19 protein-coding genes are annotated in these 19,364 nt (G+C 60.5%); 12 read left to right on the forward strand and 7 right to left on the reverse strand.

Annotation, left to right across the window (positions count from 1 at the left end):
* From RUW20_RS09320 to RUW20_RS09335, 4 genes are all read right to left on the reverse strand, one after another.
* Positions 1-346, reverse strand: a 346-nt coding sequence (locus RUW20_RS09320) for a type II toxin-antitoxin system death-on-curing family toxin (protein ID WP_313951928.1), incomplete at its 3' end; no start/stop codon positions are given.
* Positions 343-567, reverse strand: coding sequence for an AbrB/MazE/SpoVT family DNA-binding domain-containing protein (locus RUW20_RS09325; RefSeq protein ID WP_313951929.1), 225 nt, complete (start codon positions 565-567; stop codon positions 343-345). The genes RUW20_RS09320 and RUW20_RS09325, both read right to left, overlap by 4 nt.
* Before the next feature lie 154 nt (positions 568-721).
* A complete protein-coding gene (locus RUW20_RS09330; RefSeq protein WP_313951930.1) occupies positions 722-1,501 on the reverse strand; it encodes a lytic transglycosylase domain-containing protein in 780 nt (259 codons plus the stop codon).
* Between the two features lie 204 nt (positions 1,502-1,705).
* A complete protein-coding gene (locus RUW20_RS09335; protein ID WP_313951931.1) occupies positions 1,706-2,305 on the reverse strand; it encodes a hypothetical protein in 600 nt (199 codons plus the stop codon).
* 426 nt (positions 2,306-2,731) lie between these two features.
* On the opposite strand from RUW20_RS09335, the gene RUW20_RS09340 reads away from it, so the two are divergent.
* From RUW20_RS09340 to RUW20_RS09380, 9 genes are all read left to right on the forward strand, one after another.
* Positions 2,732-3,286 carry a hypothetical protein gene (locus RUW20_RS09340; protein ID WP_313951932.1) on the forward strand — a complete coding sequence of 185 codons (555 nt, stop codon included), beginning with the start codon at positions 2,732-2,734 and terminating at the stop codon, positions 3,284-3,286.
* Positions 3,283-3,966, forward strand: a complete 684-nt coding sequence (locus tag RUW20_RS09345; protein ID WP_313951933.1) for a site-specific integrase — start codon at positions 3,283-3,285, stop codon at positions 3,964-3,966. Before RUW20_RS09340 ends, RUW20_RS09345 begins: the two co-directional genes overlap by 4 nt.
* A gap of 77 nt (positions 3,967-4,043) precedes the next feature.
* Positions 4,044-4,940 carry a tyrosine-type recombinase/integrase gene (locus tag RUW20_RS09350; protein WP_313951934.1) on the forward strand — a complete coding sequence of 299 codons (897 nt, stop codon included), beginning with the start codon at positions 4,044-4,046 and terminating at the stop codon, positions 4,938-4,940.
* Complete coding sequence (locus tag RUW20_RS09355; protein WP_313951935.1) at positions 4,933-5,946, forward strand: tyrosine-type recombinase/integrase; 1,014 nt, start codon at positions 4,933-4,935, stop codon at positions 5,944-5,946. Before RUW20_RS09350 ends, RUW20_RS09355 begins: the two co-directional genes overlap by 8 nt.
* A gap of 292 nt (positions 5,947-6,238) precedes the next feature.
* Entirely contained in the window at positions 6,239-6,835 is a 597-nt protein-coding gene (locus RUW20_RS09360) for a hypothetical protein (protein ID WP_313951936.1), read from the forward strand.
* A 12-nt stretch (positions 6,836-6,847) separates the two neighbouring features.
* A complete protein-coding gene (locus tag RUW20_RS09365) occupies positions 6,848-7,156 on the forward strand; it encodes a hypothetical protein (RefSeq protein ID WP_313951937.1) in 309 nt (102 codons plus the stop codon).
* 671 nt (positions 7,157-7,827) lie between these two features.
* Positions 7,828-8,598, forward strand: a complete 771-nt coding sequence (locus RUW20_RS09370) for a hypothetical protein (protein ID WP_313951938.1) — start codon at positions 7,828-7,830, stop codon at positions 8,596-8,598.
* A 96-nt stretch (positions 8,599-8,694) separates the two neighbouring features.
* Positions 8,695-9,006 carry a hypothetical protein gene (locus RUW20_RS09375; RefSeq protein WP_313951939.1) on the forward strand — a complete coding sequence of 104 codons (312 nt, stop codon included), beginning with the start codon at positions 8,695-8,697 and terminating at the stop codon, positions 9,004-9,006.
* 9 nt (positions 9,007-9,015) lie between these two features.
* Positions 9,016-10,119, forward strand: coding sequence for a P-loop ATPase, Sll1717 family (locus RUW20_RS09380; protein WP_313951940.1), 1,104 nt, complete (start codon positions 9,016-9,018; stop codon positions 10,117-10,119).
* A gap of 1,020 nt (positions 10,120-11,139) precedes the next feature.
* Here the strand turns inward: RUW20_RS09380 and RUW20_RS09385 are convergent.
* Together RUW20_RS09385 and RUW20_RS09390 are read right to left on the reverse strand one after the other, a co-directional pair.
* A complete protein-coding gene (locus RUW20_RS09385; RefSeq protein WP_409559335.1) occupies positions 11,140-11,466 on the reverse strand; it encodes a hypothetical protein in 327 nt (108 codons plus the stop codon).
* 927 nt (positions 11,467-12,393) lie between these two features.
* On the reverse strand, positions 12,394-13,413 hold the full coding sequence (locus RUW20_RS09390; RefSeq protein WP_313951941.1) for a helix-turn-helix transcriptional regulator: 1,020 nt from the start codon (positions 13,411-13,413) through the stop codon (positions 12,394-12,396).
* An 85-nt stretch (positions 13,414-13,498) separates the two neighbouring features.
* Between RUW20_RS09390 and RUW20_RS09395 the strand changes: the two genes are divergently transcribed.
* Together RUW20_RS09395 and RUW20_RS09400 are read left to right on the forward strand one after the other, a co-directional pair.
* The gene (locus RUW20_RS09395; RefSeq protein WP_313951942.1) at positions 13,499-13,768 is read left to right on the forward strand and encodes a hypothetical protein; all 270 of its coding nucleotides are present in this window, start codon (positions 13,499-13,501) and stop codon (positions 13,766-13,768) included.
* A 203-nt stretch (positions 13,769-13,971) separates the two neighbouring features.
* Positions 13,972-16,851: a hypothetical protein gene (locus RUW20_RS09400; protein WP_313951943.1), complete on the forward strand. Its 2,880-nt coding sequence runs from the start codon at positions 13,972-13,974 to the stop codon at positions 16,849-16,851.
* A 249-nt stretch (positions 16,852-17,100) separates the two neighbouring features.
* On the opposite strand, the gene RUW20_RS09405 is transcribed toward RUW20_RS09400, so the two are convergent.
* On the reverse strand, positions 17,101-18,312 hold the full coding sequence (locus RUW20_RS09405; protein WP_313951944.1) for a YbfB/YjiJ family MFS transporter: 1,212 nt from the start codon (positions 18,310-18,312) through the stop codon (positions 17,101-17,103).
* 102 nt (positions 18,313-18,414) lie between these two features.
* Here RUW20_RS09405 and RUW20_RS09410 point away from each other — a divergent pair, with 102 nt between their 5' ends.
* Positions 18,415-19,284 carry a LysR family transcriptional regulator gene (locus tag RUW20_RS09410; protein ID WP_313951945.1) on the forward strand — a complete coding sequence of 290 codons (870 nt, stop codon included), beginning with the start codon at positions 18,415-18,417 and terminating at the stop codon, positions 19,282-19,284.
* The last annotated feature ends 80 nt before the right edge of the window (positions 19,285-19,364 follow it).

Below are 19,364 nucleotides of genomic sequence, written 5' to 3' on the forward strand. Positions count from 1 at the left end.
ACGTCGCCTCGTCGATCTGGCCAGATGCGACGGCGAGCACGGTCAGCGTGGCATCTGCCTGGCTCGCCACCAGGCGCCGGCCGTTGAGCGCCAGAAACACGCCGACCGCCAGAAAAGCGACGCGCTTTTTGCCGTCGACGAAGGGGTGGTTTCGCACCAGACCGACGCCGTAGGCAGCAGCCAGGTCGGCCACATCCGGCTGGCCACAGAGAACAAGGTTCAGGGGGCGCGCGAGCGCGGAGTCGAGCAGACCTTCATCACGCAGCCCGCTGGCGCCGCCATGCTCGGCCAGGCTCTCGTCGTGCAACAGTTCGAGCGCGCGGCGGTCGAGCCAGCGCCAGCTCACTTGGCGAGCTGGTGGAAAGTGTCGCGGTACTCGCGCATGAACTCGCGCCCGATCTCGAGTTGCTGGTCAAGATCAGGGTCGTAGGGCGTCAGCATCACGCCATTGGCTGCGTCGGTAACGAATACCGTATCGCCCTTCTGCAGCTTGAGTCGCGCCAACACTTCCCTGGGCAGGATGAGGCCAAGCGAGTTGCCGACCTGGGTAATCTTGAGGGTGGTCATGGAAGGCTCCGCACGGTTCAGTGTTATAAGCATCGCGATACTCACACCGTGGATGCAGGGCAAGGGGCGCGAAATTCGGGATCAGGGCTTCTGGCTCAAGGCTTCTTATTCCCGGCCAGCGTGTCCTGAACATACTGACCGGGCTCTTCCCGGCTCACCCCTCGACCACCCGTCCAGCCGCTTTCCCGACCTCACCGACAACCGCCGCGCCCTTGCCGACCGGCGACACCGGTTCCAGCTTGGCAAAATCGCTGGGTGTCGCGTTCTCCTGGTGCGTCTGCGCCGCTCCCTCCTGGCGGTCTCGTATTGCATACGCGTTCGTCGAGAACTCACGCATCGCCGTATGCGCGGTCTCATCACTCGGGCGCCCCTGGGCCGACACCCCGGCACCTGCCGCCCTGCCCGTCACTTGGCCAAGGTAGCCGGCGCCCGCCTGCCCGATCGCAGCGGCACCCGGAACGGTGCTGCGATCCGCCTCGTGCCGCGCGCCGACCGCATCTGCCCCCTGCTCCTGGCCGGCCATCTCGCCGAGCATCCGGTCGTAACAATAGGCCGCGCGTTTGTCGAGAGAGACGGCGTTGTAGGCCCCTACGGCTTCCCAGCCATAGCCGAGGCGACGAATGTTCTGCGCGAGAATCCAGGCGCCGATGTACGTGCTGGTGCAGGGATCAAAAAGCTGATCGCGGCCGATGCCATACGACCCCAGCTTGCGCAGCCAACGGCTGTTGATCTGCATGTGCCCGAGGTCCTCCGAGCCATCGCGGTTGCGATGGCGTGCGGCGGGGTTGGAGTTGGACTCGACTGCGGAGATTGCTTTGAGCAGGGATGGCGGAATGCCGTAGCGGCGACCGGCTTCTTCGAAGCAGGCGGCCTGCGCGGAAAAGGCCGCGGGCAGCAGGAGGATGGTCAGGAAGGCGCGAGTCATGGCTGCCATGGTAGGAAGCCAGACGGTTCCTGCGTCGCTGAAATGTGACCGTTAAGGGCGCATTTCGGTTAGCGGACGGTTGTTGTTTGGGCTTGCGCGGCCTCGGGTCGATCGCTGCCAGTAGACTGAAAAATCTGGGCGGCTGCTCTCAGTCCGGTCCGGCCCTTGGCGCTCGGCCTCAGCAGTTACTGGTCTGGCTGGCCGCTCCAAACCCTACGCAAACTTGATCATCGCGACGGCACCAACATTGAGCTGCTTCGCCAGGAAGTCGCGCAGGAATTCACCGAGCTTGCGCTCACAGAGGGCGATGACGGCTTCTTCCTTCCTGATGGCTTCGCCCTGCTTCTCTGCGGCGATGGTCAGTTTCTGCTGAAGGGCGATCACTTGCTCTTTCTCATCGATCAGCAGCCCCTTGCCGGGAATCTCATGCGAAATCGCCCCGATGGCCGGCGACGACACGAGCTCCGGCTTCTTCAGCGTCACGGTGATGCCGGTGGCGTCTGCTGCGACAGCGAAGCTTTCGGGGCTCAAGTCGTAGCCGACGGAGCACTCAACCGCGTAGTTCAGGATGATGGTCGCATCCGACTTGATGCCCAGCGCTGACCTGTTGATGTGTTCAACATGGACGTAGCTGCGATCGATTGTTGCCGCCAGGAATTTTGCCCGGCCGGAGATGGCTTTCTTGGTGACCTCCAGGTATTGCGTGAAAGTGGTGTAGCCGAGGAGGTCCTGCTTGGTCGCCGATAGGGTTTGCTCAACGACGTGCAGCTTTGATAGGAGATCGGATTGGTGATGCTCGGCGGCGGCGAGCATGGCGATTGATGCGGTGACGACTATTGCGGTTAGGGCTCTATTCATGGGCGGCTCCTGGGTGGGGATTGGTTGGGAATTTGGGATTGGCGGCGAACAGGTTTCCGGGGTGCAGGCGTGAAAAACCCCGCGAGCCTTTCGACTGGCGGGGTCAGGACACCGAGATCAGGAGACGTTAGATGGTGTGGCTATTGAATGGTACTAAGGCGGAGGAACTGTGGTCTGTCCCCGGATGCGCGCCGGATGGGCGTTTGTCATCAGGCCGCACTCGGCCATTATGCATAGTTCCCAGTTATGAACAGTTGGCCTGCTCCGATGCTGGTGGTAGCCCGTCGTGGCTCCTAATCTGAAGCATTGACGAGCCTTGGGCTGGACATAAGTCCGGCGCTGGAGCAACACGGCAACTCCTCTTCCGGATAGGAGATTGCCATGCCCAAGATTCCCTCCCTGCATCCGACGCTGCAAGGCTGGTTGCTCAATGGTCCGCTGGCCGCGTATGTGCCGGCCTACCGCGAACGACTGGAGCGCGGCCGCTATGCATCCAGCACAAGCCAGCGATGTCTGAACGTCGTATCACACTTCGCTCACTGGATGTCGCTGTGCCGGTTGCCGGTGGCCAAGCTTGACGAGAGCCGCATCGATCAGTTTCTCCAGGAACACCTGCCACACTGTGGTTGCAGAGGGCCGGTGATGCGGCATCCGCGCGAGGCACATGCTGCCTTGATGCCCCTGCTGGCCATCCTTCGCCAGCGCGGCGTGATCGCTGACTTGCCGACGGCGTCGGGTCCGATCGCCGAAGAACTAGGTCACTACGACGCTTACATGCTCGGTACCCGCGGGCTGGCGAGCGGCACCCGTTCCGTCCGACTGCGGATCATTGAGCGGCTACTGGTGCACAAATTCGCAGGCCACCCTCTGGAACTGCACAAGTTGCAGCCGGAGGACATCCGCCGATTCGTCGCCGAGCAGTTAGCAACGCGGTGACCCTCAACGCCGCCTTGCGTGACTATCTGCGCTGGCGCGCGACTTGCGGCGATCCGGTGCGAACCCTGCTGGGGGTCATCGCCTCGCCCGCCAACTGGGCTCATGCATCGCTGCCGCAAGCGCTGCAACCCGACGAGGTCGGCCGGGTCCTGAGCTCATTCACCCAGACGCTGCGCTCGCCCAAGCGCGGCTATGCGGTCGTCCGCTTGGCGCTTGATCTGGGCCTTCGCTGTATCGAGATCAACCGGTTGCAGCTGGACGACATCGACTGGCCGCACGGCACGCTCACGCTGAGGCGGACGAAGTCTCGCCGCCAGGATGTCCTGCCGCTGCCGGTACCCACGGGCAAGGCGCTGGAGGCCTACCTGCAGCATGAGCGACCGGCTACCAGCAACCAATCCCTGTTCGTACGTTCCATGGCACCGCACGATGCGCCGGTGAGCGTTCATGCCATCCGTCGGGTGATCCGCGACGCCTTCAGCCGTGCCGGTATCCCGCATGGCCGGGCGCACGCGCTGCGCCACACCTTGGCCTGTCGGCTGGTCAACAGCGGCGGCTCGATCAAGGAAGTCGCCGACGTGCTGCGCCACCGCTCGCTGAACACTTCGCTTATCTACGCGAAGACCGATCGCGCTGGCTTGGCCGAAGTAGCCTTACCCTGGCCCGGGAGCGCAGCATGAGCGCGCGCATATCCCTTCCCGAGCGGATCGAGGAGTACCTGGCCGAGCGGCGTCGCCTCGGGTTCCAACTTCATTAGATGGGTCAAGCGCTCGGCCGGTTCGCGCGCTATGCCGAGGCCGCCGGTCACCGCGGGCCGCTCACCGTCGAGGTGATGGCTTCCTGGGCGCGTCAGGCCAAGGGTGGCCAAGGTGATCGGGGTACGGCGGCTCGCGCTTTGCGTCTGCTCAGGCCGTTTACGCGCTGGCTGCAGCAGTTCGAGCCGGCCACCGAGGTGCCCGATGAGGCTACTTTCGGGCCGGTCCCGGGCCGGCTGACCCCACACATCTTCCGCGACGAGGAGATCGAGGCGTTGCTCGAAGCGGCCGGGCGGGTCGGGCCGCCGCTGCGCAGTGCCGTCATGCGGAGCTTGTTCGGGCTGATCGCCTGCACGGGTCTGCGCATCTCAGAAGCCCTTGCACTGGTCGACGCGGATGTCGACCTCAAGGTCGGCGTGCTGACTGTCCGCTGCAGCAAGTTCGGCAAGTCGCGGCTGGTGCCGCTGCACCCCAGTGCCGTGGCCGCCCTGTGCGCTTACCGCCGTGAGCGGACGAAGTATGTGCCTGCCGATCCTGAAGGGCGGTTCTTCATCGCCATCCGCGGCCGCCGTCTCGGCCGGGCGCTCAGTGATCGGCAGGCACACCGCATCTTCGATCAGCTGCGCCGGAAACTGGGCTGGGTCTCCCGCGGCGGCCACGGTGCGGCGCGCATCCACGATCTGAGGCACAGCTTCGCGGTGCGCTGCCTGTTGCGCTGGCATGAGCAGGGCGAGAACGTGCACGAGCACATGCTGGCGCTATCGACCTACATGGGCCACGCCAAGGTCTCCAACACGTACTGGTATCTCACGGGCACGCCCGAACTCCTGCAAGTGGTGAGCAGGCGCTTCGAGCACTTCGTCGATCCGTACGAAGCCGAGGAGGACGACGATGGTTAAGCCCGATTCAGTCCAGGCGCCCAGCTTCGCGGCCCTGGTGCAGGCGTTCTTCGCCGAGCACCTGCAGCAACAGCGGGCGATGAGCCCACGCACAGTTGCCGCGTATCGCGATGCCTTCGTGCTGTTTCTGAACTTCGCGCAGGCGCGGCTGCGCAAGCAGCCTACCGAGCTCCGGCTCGAGGAGATCACGCCGGCGCTGATCCTGGCCTTCCTCGACCACCTCGAGCGCGAGCGCGGCAATGCGGTGAGGAGCCGCAATACTCGGCTGGCGGCGCTGCGCGCGTTCCTGAAGTTCGCCGGTCGGCGCGACGTGAGCGCCTTGCATGCCGTCGAGACGGCGCTGGGCGTGCCGATGAAGCGTTTCGAGCGGCCGATGTTGGGCTTCCTGACGCGCGAGGAGATGCTGGCAATCATCGACCAGCCGGACGATTCCTGGACGAGCCAGCGCGACCACCTGCTGCTCAGGATGCTCTACAACACCGGCGCCCGGGTCTCCGAGATCATCGGCGTAACACTGGCCGACGTGGTGCTCGACGGTGCCGCCTGTGTGCATCTGCACGGCAAAGGGCGCAAGCAGCGCGCGGTGCCCCTGTGGCGATCGACGGTGAGGCAGATTCGGGCGTGGCTGCGGATCAATCCGCAGCTGCAACTGACATCGGCACTGTTGCCCAATCGCAATTGCAAGACAATGACGCGTGGGAACGTCACCCAGCGCCTCGCACTCGCCGTCAAGGCCGCGACTGTAGCGCAGCCGCAGCTTGCCAAGCGTCGGGTCTCCCCGCACCTCATCCGCCACACGACGGCGATGCACCTCTTGCAGTCCGGCGTAGACATCAGCGTCATCGCGCTGTGGCTGGGGCACGAGAGCCCGACGACGACTCACCAGTACGTCGAGGCTGACCTCGCGATGAAGGAGCAGGCCCTGGGGAGACTGCAGGAACCAGATGCCGCGATCAGGCGCTACAAGGCACCTGACTCGTTGGTCGAGTTCCTGGAGACCCTGTAATTATGTCCAGGCCGCAGGCGTCGAACACCGACTCTGTGCTCGTGCGATGCCGCGGCCAGCACCTCAACTGTTCATAACTGGGAACTATGCATAATGGCCGTTATGAACATCTATCCATAACGGCCAAGAAGAGACGGTGGAGAAGTCTGCCGAAAGCAGTCCTTGAAGCGGTCTAGGTGTATGCTATCGACCTAGCATGCGAAGTACCGATTTTCACGGTTTTTCATCCTCCTATAGAATCAGCACACATTGCCATCGGCAAGCCGGTGAATGCGAACGTTAGACAGCATCTATGCCTCCATTAATCGCCACCATCCTGAGTTCTTTGGACAAGGGCTGGGCGACTCTCGTGGCAGCCGCTGTGGCGGCTCTGGTGTCGCTGCTGAGTCTCCTTGTCTCGATCCTCTCGGCGCGCGCTCAAACAAGGCTGTCCTCACGGCTGACAGACACTACCAACGTAAGCAAGGAAGCTCGCGACTACAAACTCAGGCAGCTAACCTCCTTCTATGACCCGGTCTACACGCTCTTGGCGGCAAACAAGGCCATCTTTGAACGTATCGGACCGACGTCCGCTGCGCGAACGGAGCAGATGTTCAACGATGAGGAGACCGCTGATGTCTGGCAGACGCTGTCGAACGAGGTTGTGGTACCCAATAACCAGCGTGTTTGCGAAATCATTCACGCCCAACTGCACTTCTTGGCCGAAAATGACGACGAGTCGCTCTATCTTGAGTTTTTGACTCACGCGCAAGCCTACAAGGTCTTTAAGCAAGGCACCTACGAGGCGTACCGACTATTCCCCTATCCCAAGGAAATCCTTGCGGCCGTCAAGAAGGCACGCTCTGATCTCAGAGCGAGCTTAGCTGATGTCTATCGTCACCGAAATTAGTGGAGACAGTTAATGGCTCTCTTCAACGCCTTGATGAGATACAAGACTGAAGGCAGGCTTCTATCGTTCGACATGCACGGAGACAAGAAATCCACCGTGAAACTTGCCGGGGCAAGCTCCTTTGTGATCTATATGTCGACGGACTACATCATCGGGGAAGCGGAAATCAAAGAGGCTTCGATGGTACCAATGGCGACGTATGTGATCTACAACGACTGGGACAGGGTGAGTCAGAGTGCGTTCCAGTTAGCCAAGCGCCTGAAGATAGAGATTTGCACGTTTGGCGCATTTGGCCATCGACTCGATGCGCTCAATCCGTAGTCGTGATTCGGTATTCAAGTGGTTGATCGACAACTTCCCAGCGTCTTACACAGTCGGGATTTGGGTCTACGGTTCATTTCTTACGAATTCTGCCTGTGCTCAAGATGTTGACGTATTGGCTATCTACAGAGATGACCGAAGGACAGACGCCGTTCAGTCCCGTAAAAGAATAGAGAGGGCGTTCGAAGAGAACTTCGGTTTGCCGTTGCATGCCATTCATCTCTCGGAACAAGAAGTCTTAGAGGAAGGCGACTTCCTGTCCACCTTGTTGTCTGCTGCTCACCGATTGAAATAGATGCCATCTAACGAATTGCTTCGAGACGGGCGCGGCCAGCCACGACGAAAACCGCATGCGGGCCAGTTGCCGCCGATGAGATTTTCTGAGATCGGCTATTGGCCTCTATCCGGCGACGACAGACCGGAGCCGGCAAGGAAGAGACGATGGAGAAATCTGCCGAAAACAGCCATTGAAGCGCCCTGGGTGTATGCTATCGAGCTAGCCTGCGAATTGCCGCTTTTCACGATTTTTTATCCTCTATGGAATCAGCACACATGGTGCGTAGAGGCGTCTGCGGCAATGCTTCCAGCGCTCCGAGCGATTTCAATCTCGGGAGAAGGTTCCGATGTTACACAGCAAAACTGTCGCCATAAAACAAGGTTAGAGCGCAAACATGACCTACACAGTAAGTGACGAGTTCGGAGCCAATGCCTGCAAGCACTGCGCCCCGCTATTTATCATCAAACAGTGTGTGGGGATGGCGCTCACAGTCGACGATCCAAGCGCTACACTCACCTTCATCAAATTTCAGGGCCGCACATACGGCATCACGTGCAAACACGTGGTAACGAGCCTTCGAGATCAGATCAAGAAGTCTGGAAGTGAGTTCTCGCATACGTTTTTCATAGCCCTTAAGCGGCACCACGTAGTTCAAGATCGCTTCGCTATTCCTCCCGGGGACTGGGTTACACCAGAGCCGGACATCGCAATTCGGGAGCTGAATCCTAACTTCCCGGCCTATGTTGGGAAGGTCGCACTAGACATTGACGCCAATCCAGTTCCGCCGCTGCCTGAGGTCTCCTTCGCAGTGGCAGTCGGCTTTCCTGACCGTCTCAAGACGCAAAGCTCTGCTCCGCTCGGGTATCAGTTGGCTATGCCCTGCGTTCACGCAGTTGCGGAAAACCATTCAGAAACTGGTCCGTCATTCACGCTTTTCAGTGAGCTGCAAGCCACACCGAACATTCGAGATCTGAGTGGTATGAGCGGAGGACCAATTTATTGGAGCAATGAAGCTGCATACGGACTACTCGGAATTACCTACGAGTCGTCGCCGCCAGAAGGATCAATTTCGGGTTCTGCTTCAGTCCATATCAAAGGCCATGTTGCTGATCGAGAAACAATTGAGGAGTGGGTGTCTCATGTACCGCACCTATATGCGCTCTAACATGGCGTTCGAGAGGGATGCGCCAAAAGCGGCACGCCCCTCAACTTTACGTTATACCCAAACCCAATTACCAACACTGTACCAAGGAGACGATCAGTGACACTGCTCGAAGAAATCAGAGAGAACTGGAAGCTGGACGCCAAGACCGAGGACACCGAACGGTACTTCTTCCACGTCAAAGAACTCGAGCGGATCATCGCTGGCAAGCGTTCGTACGTTATTGGCCGCAAGGGTACCGGCAAGACTGCCATCTCGCAGTTCATCGGCGGTTTCAATGACCCCAAAATTTTTACCGAGAAACTGTCGTTCAAGCACTTCCCCTTCAACGAGCTGTACGGTCTAAAGAACGCGGGATACACAGCACCGAACCAATACATAACCCTATGGAAGTACATCATTTATAGCTAGATTTGCAAGATGATGGCACGGAACGAAGCCATTCCAAATGAAGCTCAAGTTCCGCTTAAGGCGTTATATGCTCCCGAGCCTGTGGATAGCCTCCAGCGCTGGGTCAAGAAATGGACCGCCAATGATTTTTCCCTCCAGGTTCTTGGGACGGGCGGCAAAATAGGATTCAAGGAGAACACGGTTACTGATTCATGGGTGAGCCGTGCCGATACACTCGAAACTGTCGTTGCGAAATACATTGACGACTCCGCTTACTACGTTGTCTTTGACGAGCTTGACGAAGACTACAAAAACATTATCGACAAGAGCCAGTACGAAAACTACACTCACTTGTTGACCGGGCTATTTAAGGCTGTTCAGGACATCAAAAGTACGTTCAAGGATAAGCGCTTTCAAATTTTCCCAATCATTTTTCTTCGCGATGACATCTACAGTGTCCTCACGGATGCCGATAAGACAAAGTGGGATGACTTCAAGATTGAGCTTGAGTGGGACAAGAACAAGATTCGCGAATTTCTCGCATTCAGGATCTCGCGAGCAATGAGCGCAGAGGAACCTCTACTACCATTCACTTCTGCTTGGAATAAACTCTTTGACTCGCGTCCTGTTGAGACGGGGCACCGCCAGTCTAATCGTATGTCTGCGTTTGATTTCATGGCGCGCAGTACGCACCTACGACCTAGAGATTTCACCAAGTACATACAGGCCTGCGCCGAGGCGACGGATAACGGGAGCGACAGGATTGCCGCTGAAACGGTGAAAAAGGTCGACAAAACTTTCTCCAGCTATCTCAAGCGCGAACTGATAGATGAGATACATGGTGTCATCCCAGATATATCTGCAGTATTTGACGTCATCTCGCAGATTCGGAAACAAACCTTTTCTGAACGCGAGTTTAGGGAAGTGTTCGAACGAAAAAACAAAGAGGGCTCGATCAAGGAGATAGATGCAGCATTTATTCTGCGAATCCTTTTCATTTTCAGCGTTATTGGGAATCAACCACGCCAGGTCAATCAGACGGTATTTCGCTATATCAACAGGGATGCCGAACCGAATTTCAAAGAGAATTTTGTTGTTCACCGCGGTCTCTTGAAAGCCCTTCAAATCCTTTAGCACAGGGAGTAGGTATAACACTTCGTTCCAGCGGACTACTGCAGCAGCCACTGAACTGCAACGTTGAGCCTGTATAGATCGCGTTCTCGTGAACGTCGGCTACGCGCCTCAGTGACTGACCGCAATGGGTCGCTATGTAGAGGTTTACATAGCGACCCCTATGCACAGTTCGCAACTATGCACAGGTGGTCCCACATTCGATGCGCTGGCAGCCTTTCAGGCGTGTGTGCTGCACATAGTTTTGGCGTTCGCTGGATTGGCATGAATTCGTCATGGGCACAGATTCGTTTCAAATGAATATTGTGGCGTCCGGGATCGTAGTCCCCTCTTTTTGATTCCAAAGCCTGCCGACGCAAGGTGCCGGAACCAGAGCCGCGCTTGAGGTTTCAAGTCAATGACGAACAGCTTGAGTAGAGCTTTGGCCTGTTCCAGGTGCATTGCTATGCGCTCGGCTGTGGAAACTATGTCCATATTTTTCTTGAGAACGTTGTCCTGACGCCTTGCCCTGCCTGCATCTCGCTTGAGTCTGCCATCCGTCCTGCACATAGTTGTGAACTGTGCATAGGGGTCGTGAAGAGCCCGTCGGATTCCACCTGTCATTAGACAACAGCCGGCCATGAGCGCGCAGCGAAATCCGGCGCGAAGTCCCTCGTCGAGTGCCCGGGCGGCATGACGAAACCGACCCTGGCAAGCTGCCGTCGCGACCGCGTAGGAATTGGTACGGACAGACATCCTGTCGTTCCAATCACCCGATCCGGGCCTGCATAGGAGCCACCGCCGCCCAGGCAGCGGCAGGCACTGAAAATGACCCTTCCGGGGCGGGCTGCCAGCTTCCTGCGGCAGCGATTTCACGACTGGCGACGACTGGAACGTGGGGAATACCGCCAAGCTGGCCATGAATCCGCCGTCCTTACCCGGTCCGGAGACGACGTCATGCGGATGCGCAACACCAAGCGCACGGATGTCCCCGTCGACGGCAACGACAGCGTTCCATTCGATCCCGCGTCATCGTGCAAGCTCCTACTTGCGTGTGTCGGGATCGTCAGGGTCGTGGATGACGCCACCGGAACCTACGCCCGCACCCACGCTGGCGCCACCGACACGGGTGCCGACGCCGACACCTGCACCGCCCGTGACCCGTCCTGCCTGGTTGACACCGACACCCACGCCGACCGGACCATGGCCTGCCGATACGCCGGCATTCACCCCGCCGCTGCCGACCCCGAGACCGATACCGACACCTGGCACGACCGGGATGGCGATGCCGAGTCTGGCGGAACTGCAACTGGTCAGAAACGTCGTCAGGCAGACGACTGCGCACCGACGAGAGATGGCAAGGATATTCATCGTGGGTTTTTCCTCCAGGCCATCAGTGTGTGGCCCCAGGCTTGAGTGGCGTCATGCCCATGAAGTTCCGCACGCCCGATGGTGCGCCAAAACGATGCCGACCGGGGTGGCCGATGATCGTGCGCGATTGCTACACTCCGCGTTCGGCCACGGCGTCGCGCCCGGCAGATCGCTGGCAGTGGCGATGCCGGCGACTTCAGCTACGGCGCAAGTATGCGCCATTCAGTTCGGAGCTGCGGGTATCACGGCCAGGTACCGGCGTCATTTCACGGACTCCTTGCGGAGGTCCGGTCATTCGACGGCTCGAAAAGCAGGGCCGTCGGGCGGCAGTCATCGGATCGGAAAGCAGCCACACGGCTCTACTGGTAATGGCCGACAGCTGCCCTTGGCTCATGGTAAGGCAAAGCGGGACTGGCACGCATCCGACCTTGCTTGCCGACCGTCCGGCATCGCCGAGTAGCCGAAATCTCGCTCTCCCTCCTGAATGTCGGCTGTCCGTGGTGCTGCTGACCTTCGCGTCGTTGATGACAGTCACAGCGCCACGACCGTTGATGGCGGCCACGGTGGCCACCGGCCCGATGCTTGAGGGCGTGCCAGAACCGGCGAGGCCGCGCGACGTCTCCGAGCCCTGGCTGGTCTCGATTGGCTTCACGAGCGACGCGACCGGCTGAACCAAGCCCTCCGGGCCCCGGCCGCAGTGCCGGCTGATACCGTCCAGCACACGCTCGACCTTGCCCGATGAATCCACCTCCTCGATCGCGTGAAAGAACGATCAGGTCGCATGGTTCGCGACTCACAGCTTTCCGGCATCCATCCAGGCGGCACAGCTTGGCGACGCGATTCAAGTCGTATTGGTAGCGGACGACAAGGGGTCGAGCATCCGGATCAGTGTCGCAGCAAGCGCAAGGAAGCGGTCGACCTGCCTTTTCACGGGTGATCGATCGGAGGATTCGCTTTCACCGCGAGCCGCATGAGCTCGAGTTGCGATCTTGTCCTGGTCTTCGCGAATACCTTCTTGATATGGCAACGAATCGTTTCGACCGAGTTGTTTCGTTCCTCGGCAATCTGGCGCGGTGGCACACCATTGAGCAATGCCGTCGCCACCGCATGCTCGGTCGGCGTCAGCTCGAAGATCCGCGCCAGCCCCTCGAGCGAGATCCGCTGCGAGATCTCCGGGTCGATAATGAACACCCCTGTGCCGGCCAGCTGATCGCCGTCGGGGAAACCATCGTCGCGTATGGGAAGCACCTCGAGAAGCAGATAACCGGGTGTCGTTCGCTTCGCGAGCACCAGCGATCCACCGTCGGAAAGCCCCCGCGCGTCGGCGGTCCGGGACGTGCTGCTGATCAACGCCTGCAGTTGCAAATCTCTCGGTACTTGCCACGCGCACAGGCGACCTTCAGGGCTGAGTAGTAGCGCGCCGGACTCCTCGCATGAGCTGCGCGCAGCGGCATTGGCCACTGCAACACGGCCTTTCAGGTCAAGAATCACCAAGCCGACGAGCAACTTGTCGAGTACGCCCAGGACCGCTCCGTACCGCCGCTGCAACGAAGTCATCGTCTGGTGCAACTCCGCAGCGCGCGAGAGATGCGGCAGGAGCGCCTGCAGATCTGCTTTCTCGTCATCCGTGTGCGGTCCCCGTTCGTACAGGCGGTTGACCGAGATGAAATCGTGCCAGAGGCCGTGCGTGCTGACATGCGCCGACATGCACCAGTAGGTCCCGTTGGCTGCCAGCGCATACTGTATCCACTCGCTGGCGTCATAGGCCGCCCGGTCGGGTACGAACTCGAACTCCCGGAACACCACGCCGGGGACCAGATTTCCCGCGTACTGGAAGCGAATATCCTTGGCCGCGCTGTTCGGCCCTTCGTAGGCGAGCACCTGCGCCTTCGAGTAGCCGCTGTAACCCGCCACCCGCATTTCCTGGTCTGCGCTGCTGACCAGCATATACGCACCCGCAACCGCCCCTGTCGTGCCGGCGATATCTCCGACGGCGTCCGACCAGCCGTCCGGATTACCCGGAACTGAATAGATGCTTGAGATGGTCCGCAAGAGTTGCTCGATGTCTCGCATCGTTTGCACCCCCCTGATCGGCAGCACAAAGCCTGACGACGAACAAACCGCATTTTTCTTCCTGGATCCGCGCAACAGGAAGGGCGGCTTGCCTCAAGCCCGCGCCCGTCCGTATCGCGAGAACAAGCCCCCGCAGACAGGTCAGGCACAGCCTGTCACCCAATTGGGTGAGTCGACCAGTCATACACAAAAGACGCCCTGCAACTACGGCAATTCCGCACACGATTGATTCTATACCACATTTTCTGAATGGCACCTAATTTGCTTGTGCACGTTGCACGGCGCTTTGGCGCCCGAGAAAGCGTCAGACGACGCTGACTGGAGGAAATGCGCGACGGATCTCGCCTTAGCGACGTGCTCGCGCATCAAATTCGAGCGGGACTTCACACCTTGGCAGAGCAGAGCACGCCAAATTCTGGAAAGGACTCGGGAATGGAAAGCAGATACAAGTCTTCTGTTGCACACATGGTCGCGAGACAGCTTGTTTTTGGCACCGACTCGGCGCTGTCCTACGGATCAGTGGTAGCCGCACCGATCGACGTCCACAATGGCGCCATCCATGGGGATGGAATCGCAGCCCGGTCATCGAAAGGACTTCGTCAAGACCCGGTTCTTCTGCTGTGCAAAAAAGCAATTGCCGCGGCAGTTGGTTCGGCCTTGCTGACGCTGTCGCTGGCGGCGACAGCGACGCCCATTCTTGGCAACTACACACAGACCTCTGGAACGTCTACACGCGATGCCATCTACCTCGGCCTTCCGCCCGCGGCGTCCCAGAGCGCGACGATCTCCGGCGCCAGCACCGTCCTGATACTGGATGGCACCGCAAACCGTATTGGCGTTGGAGAACAGAACGTCGGGACCATGACCGTGTCGGGCGGTGCGTTTGTCGACGCCGCACAGAACGCGGTGAACTGCCTGCCAAACCTCTGCAATCAGTTCATTGGCAACGCTGCTGGCTCGACAGGCACTTTGACGATCACTGGTGCCAACTCGCGGGTAGACATGGTCAACAATCTCGCCGTCGGCAATACCAGCGTGTTCCCAGGTTTTGGCACGCCCGGCGGAACCACCACGGCAACCCTCAACGTTACCGACGGGGGCACCCTGAATGGCAACTATGCCAACATTGGCGTCGGGCCGTTTCCGGGCCCCGGTAACTCACAAACGGGCAGCGAAAGCTCGATCGCTTCCGCGCTCGTCGACGGTACAGGGTCGCTTTGGAATCTCGTTACGAGCACGGTCAGTGGCGCGGTCGCATCTCTGTTTGTTGGCCGCGGTCCGAACACGACTGCCACCGTGGACCTCAAGAATGGCGGCAAACTGGTCATCGACGGCACCTCTGACCTGACGGCAGCCGGCGTCTTTCCCGGAATGACTATCGCCCGCGAGTCGGGCAGCAGCGGCACGGTTAGTGTCGACGGCGCCAACGGCGGTTCGAGCGTCACGGTCAAAGGCAATACGGGCTTTATCAACGTCGCCGGAGCAAGCGCTTCGAACAACGGCACAGGCCTGCTGAAGGTCACCAACGGTGGCGTCATCGCGGGCGGCGGCGGCGCCAGCGATTTCGTGAATCTCAATGTCGGTGGCGGCAGCGCCACAGCTGGCAATGGCAGTGTGCTGATCGACGGTGGCGGATCACGAATCGCGCTGGCCGGCCTGTTTGGTCCTGGAAGCGGCGCGTCAGCCGGCGGCGGAGCGTTCGTCAATATCGGGCGTGGCAGTGGCACCGGCTTGATGACCGTCTCGAACGGCGGCGCACTGACGATTGATAGCACGGGAACAGCAATAGCCAACGCGAACGGCCAACCAGGAATCACCGTCGGCCGTGAGGCTGGTTCCAGCGGCACGCTGAACATTTCAGGACCGGGTTCGCAAGTCGTCGTCACCAGTGACAGCCTCAGCCCGTTCATGGCTGTGGGCCGGGGGGGTGTCGGTGCCCTCAATATTTCTGCTGGCGGCCTGCTGCAACTGAACGGCAATGGGCAGAGCTCTGTGCTTTCCGACAACACCACCCAACTGTACATCGGCGGTGGGGGCAACATCGTCGGCGGAACGGGCACGGCAATCGTCGCGGGCGTCGGATCGCGCATCGAGCTGCTGGGATCGGCCGACAGCCTGGTCCAGGTTGGCTTCGGTGCCGGGTCAAGCGGATCGCTCACCGTCCAGAACGGCGCCAGTGTCTCGTCTCTGGCGATGGTGGTCGGCAATACGACAGGTAGCGGCAACCTCAATCTGAACAACGGCACGCTGAATCTTGGCGGAACGTTCCAGGGGGGTAGCAACACCGTGGGCAGGGGCGGCGGCATCTCGATTGGCCGGGGTAGCGGCTCGGTCGGTTCGGCCACCTTCAGCAACGGTGCGACCGTCAATATCACCAACGACGGCTTTGAAGGCGGCATGGCGGTCGGTGGCTCACCAACGGCCAGCGGCGGGACCGGCAATCTCATCATGTCGGGGGGGGCGGTGATCAATATGAGCGGCAACGGCAACGGCAACGGACTGTTCGTTGGACACAACTCGGGGGTCGGAACGATGACGGTAACGGACACCGGAACGGCCGTTAACACCAACGGCTACAGTGACGGCGGACGGGTCATCGTCGCTTCGAACGCGGGCGCACTAGGCACCCTTACGGTGACCAACAACGCTGTCGTCAACGCCGGGGCCATCCTTGGTGTCGGCCACGATGGAGCCGCCAGTACCGGCGGGACGGGCACGCTGGTTCTCAACGCCGGCGGTCAGGCAACGGCAGATAACATCTTTATCGGTAGCGACGGGGTGATCGCCGGCAATGGCGGAATTCTGACCGGCAACGTCATCAACGCGGGAGGATTCATCAGCCCGGGACTCTCACCCGGCCAGTTGACCATCGAAGGCGGCTATTCGGGAAGCGGAAAATTCCTTCTTGAGATTGCATCTGACGGTGTCGGCGGCTTTGTCACCGACAGCGTGATCTTCAAGAACGTCCTGGCGAGCGCCCTCGACTTTGTCGGCACAGAACTCGTATTCTCGTTCCTGGGTGACACCGATCCGCTGGCTTTCGAGTCGAGCTCGCTCAACTCGCTGGCGAGCTTCTTCCTCTTCGACAATGTCACGGGCCTTCCTGCCCTGAACGATCTGTTCGCCGGAGCGAGTTACTCGGCGCGTGCAGACAGTTATGTCATAAACAGCTTTACGTTTACGCCGGAAGGCGGTTTCGCATCACTCGACGTGTCAAGGATTCCGGAGCCAGGTTCGCTGCTGCTAATCGCCCTGGGACTCTGGATGCTCTCTCTGGCCGAACCTCGCCGCAGGCACGCTTGGGGTGGATGAACACGACACGGCACGCTCAGCGGAACCACGTTCCTGTCACGGGTGTAGGCATAAGTTCCGCGGACGTGCGAGCCAGTCTTCCCGCACTTGTGCCGACCCTCCTCTCGTCCACACCGTAGCATCAACGGCAGGCGATCAGGCGTCTGCCGATGTGCGCATCGCTTGACGTCAGGAGCGAAGTGAACTTCCTTGCTACGCCGCACGAAACTGTCACCGCGGGAGAGCCGGACGAACCGCTGCGGCCCTTGTTCAGTGCTGTGGGCACGGCTTGAGGGCGGCAACGCCGGCCGAGGCGTCACGCCTTTCAACCGCCTTGAGCATCAGCAGCAGCACCGTACCGACGGCCATCACCGCGGCCGCCAGATAGAGGCCCGCGGAATAACTGCCCAGGCTGACGGCGAGCCAGCCGGTGACGGCCGGGCCAATGATCTGGGCTACCCCGTACGAGAGCGTCATCTTGCCCATCATCTTCGCCGGACGTGTCGGATAGTAGCGGCCGGCCATGGTCAAAACCAGGCTCACGGTGCCGATAAAGCTACCGCCAAACAGCATCGCCCCGGCCAGCGCAGCGGCAAGGCTGTCGGCCATCACCGGCAGCAGGATGCCAACGATCTGTAACAAGGCCGTAAGGATCAAGGCGTTGACGTCACCGCTCCGCCGCGCGATCAGATCCCAGACGATGCAGGCCGGCGCGGCGGCCGCACCGAGCACCAGAAAGACCAGCGTGCCGTTTCCGGAAAGACCGGGGAGGTGGTCGATGATGGCGACGATAAAAGTGGCGCTGACCACGTAGCCAATGCCGGCGCAGAAATAGGCGGCCATCAGGAGGCGCATGAAGGTGGCCGTCGGCGGCTTGTCCACCATCTCTTGACCGCCTTTGGTCACCTTGCTGCGGTCGGGTGCCGGCAGCCAGCGCAAAGCCGGAACGAGTAGCAGCGCGCCGATGACGGTGAAGGCGAACCACTGCTCGCGCCAGTCCAGCCAATGGCTCATCAGCGCCACGGCAGCGGCGCAACCGGCAATGCCCAGGCCGATCCCCGAAAAATGAATGCCCAGTTCGCTGCGGTGGTTGTGGCGAATCAGCCAGTTGAGGATCAAGCCGGTGCCGAGCAGCATGCCGGCGGCACTGGCCAGGCCAGCGACGAAACGCGATAGCGCCCAGATCGTCACATCGGTGGTCAGACCCATCACCGCGGTACTGACGACGGCCACCACCAGGCCAATCCGGTAGAGGCGGTCCTTCAGTACCAGGTCGCTGATCAGCGAGGCGACGACGGCGCCGGTCAGGTAGCCGGCGTAATTGATCGCCGCCAGCCAGCCGGCTGCGGCGATGCCGAGGCCGGCCTGTTGCTGCATCAGCGGCAGCAGAGGGGTGTAGGCAAAACGGGCGACGCCGAGGACCAACATCAGGCTGCAGATGCCGGCGCCAAGCACTCGAAGACGTTCTCGCTGGTCGTTCATGTCGGAGGGCCTTTGTGATCTGGTGCCGACACCATAACCGGTATAAACTATCTCTACAAATGATTCGTTTAGAACACACCGTTCTCTAATGGAGATACATGAATGGAGCTGATCGCCCTTCGCACCTTCGAAGCCGTGGTCGACGAAGGCGGCATCCTGGCTGCCTCGCGCAAGCTGAACACCGTCCAGTCCAACGTCACCAACCGTATCCGCCGGCTGGAGGAGGAACTGGGTACCGATCTCTTCTTCCGCAGTGGCCGTGGACTGGCGCTGGCACCGTCCGGGCGCGTCCTGCTCGACTACGCGCGGCGCATGCTACGCCTTGAACGCGAGACCAGTGCCGCCGTGCGCCTGGTCGGCGACAGCGTCGGCCAACTGCGCATCGGCGCAATGGAAACCTTTACCGCGCTCCATCTGCCGATCGCGCTGAAAGCCGTCCGGGCCGAGCACCCGGGCCTGGAGTTGCGCGTCGAGACGAACAGCAGCGCCGCGCTGGTCGACAAGGTACTGAGCCACAAGCTCGATTGTGCCGTCGTCGCCGGACCGGTCGAGCACCCCGACCTCCAGTTCGACCAACTGGTAGTGGAGGAACTGGTGCTGATCTGTGCCGCCGGGGCCAATCCCGTGTTGCAGCCGCTGATCCTCTTCCGCGAAGGCTGTGCCTATCGCACCCGAGCCCTCGCGTGGCAACGCGCCACCGGACATGCCGTGTCCGACGCCATGGAATTCGGCACGCTCGACGGCATTCTGGGCTGTGTTGCGGTTGGCCTGGGGTGGACGCTGATGCCGCGGCGAGTGGTCGAGCAATCGATCCACGCCAGCGACCTGGCCGTGCACACGCTACCTGACGAATTCAGTCAGGTGCCGACAGGCCTGATCTACCTCACAGGCGCCCCGCCGATGGCGGCGCTGAAGACGCTCAGTGACGCAGTGACCAGCACGCAGCTCGGCACGAGGATACTGCGCGCGTGACTCACTTCGGCTTCATCGCGCCACTACTTAGCCAACCGGTGCGCTCCCGGGAAACGACCACAGAACTGTCGAAAAACTTT

This window comes from Accumulibacter sp., from assembly GCF_032229525.1.
Classification (GTDB): domain Bacteria; phylum Pseudomonadota; class Gammaproteobacteria; order Burkholderiales; family Rhodocyclaceae; genus Accumulibacter.

Coding starts and splice junctions, on each gene's coding strand:
- RUW20_RS09325 (WP_313951929.1), bottom strand. CDS start 567: ATGACCACCCTCAAGATTACCCAGGTCGGCAACTCGCTTGGCCTCATC.
- RUW20_RS09330 (WP_313951930.1), bottom strand. CDS start 1,501: ATGGCAGCCATGACTCGCGCCTTCCTGACCATCCTCCTGCTGCCCGCG.
- RUW20_RS09335 (WP_313951931.1), bottom strand. CDS start 2,305: ATGCTCGCCGCCGCCGAGCATCACCAATCCGATCTCCTATCAAAGCTG.
- RUW20_RS09340 (WP_313951932.1), top strand. CDS start 2,732: ATGCCCAAGATTCCCTCCCTGCATCCGACGCTGCAAGGCTGGTTGCTC.
- RUW20_RS09350 (WP_313951934.1), top strand. CDS start 4,044: ATGGGTCAAGCGCTCGGCCGGTTCGCGCGCTATGCCGAGGCCGCCGGT.
- RUW20_RS09355 (WP_313951935.1), top strand. CDS start 4,933: ATGGTTAAGCCCGATTCAGTCCAGGCGCCCAGCTTCGCGGCCCTGGTG.
- RUW20_RS09360 (WP_313951936.1), top strand. CDS start 6,239: ATGCCTCCATTAATCGCCACCATCCTGAGTTCTTTGGACAAGGGCTGG.
- RUW20_RS09365 (WP_313951937.1), top strand. CDS start 6,848: ATGGCTCTCTTCAACGCCTTGATGAGATACAAGACTGAAGGCAGGCTT.
- RUW20_RS09370 (WP_313951938.1), top strand. CDS start 7,828: ATGACCTACACAGTAAGTGACGAGTTCGGAGCCAATGCCTGCAAGCAC.
- RUW20_RS09380 (WP_313951940.1), top strand. CDS start 9,016: ATGATGGCACGGAACGAAGCCATTCCAAATGAAGCTCAAGTTCCGCTT.
- RUW20_RS09385 (WP_409559335.1), bottom strand. CDS start 11,466: ATGAATATCCTTGCCATCTCTCGTCGGTGCGCAGTCGTCTGCCTGACG.
- RUW20_RS09390 (WP_313951941.1), bottom strand. CDS start 13,413: ATGCTGGTCAGCAGCGCAGACCAGGAAATGCGGGTGGCGGGTTACAGC.
- RUW20_RS09395 (WP_313951942.1), top strand. CDS start 13,499: ATGCTTGAGATGGTCCGCAAGAGTTGCTCGATGTCTCGCATCGTTTGC.
- RUW20_RS09400 (WP_313951943.1), top strand. CDS start 13,972: ATGGAAAGCAGATACAAGTCTTCTGTTGCACACATGGTCGCGAGACAG.
- RUW20_RS09405 (WP_313951944.1), bottom strand. CDS start 18,312: ATGAACGACCAGCGAGAACGTCTTCGAGTGCTTGGCGCCGGCATCTGC.
- RUW20_RS09410 (WP_313951945.1), top strand. CDS start 18,415: ATGGAGCTGATCGCCCTTCGCACCTTCGAAGCCGTGGTCGACGAAGGC.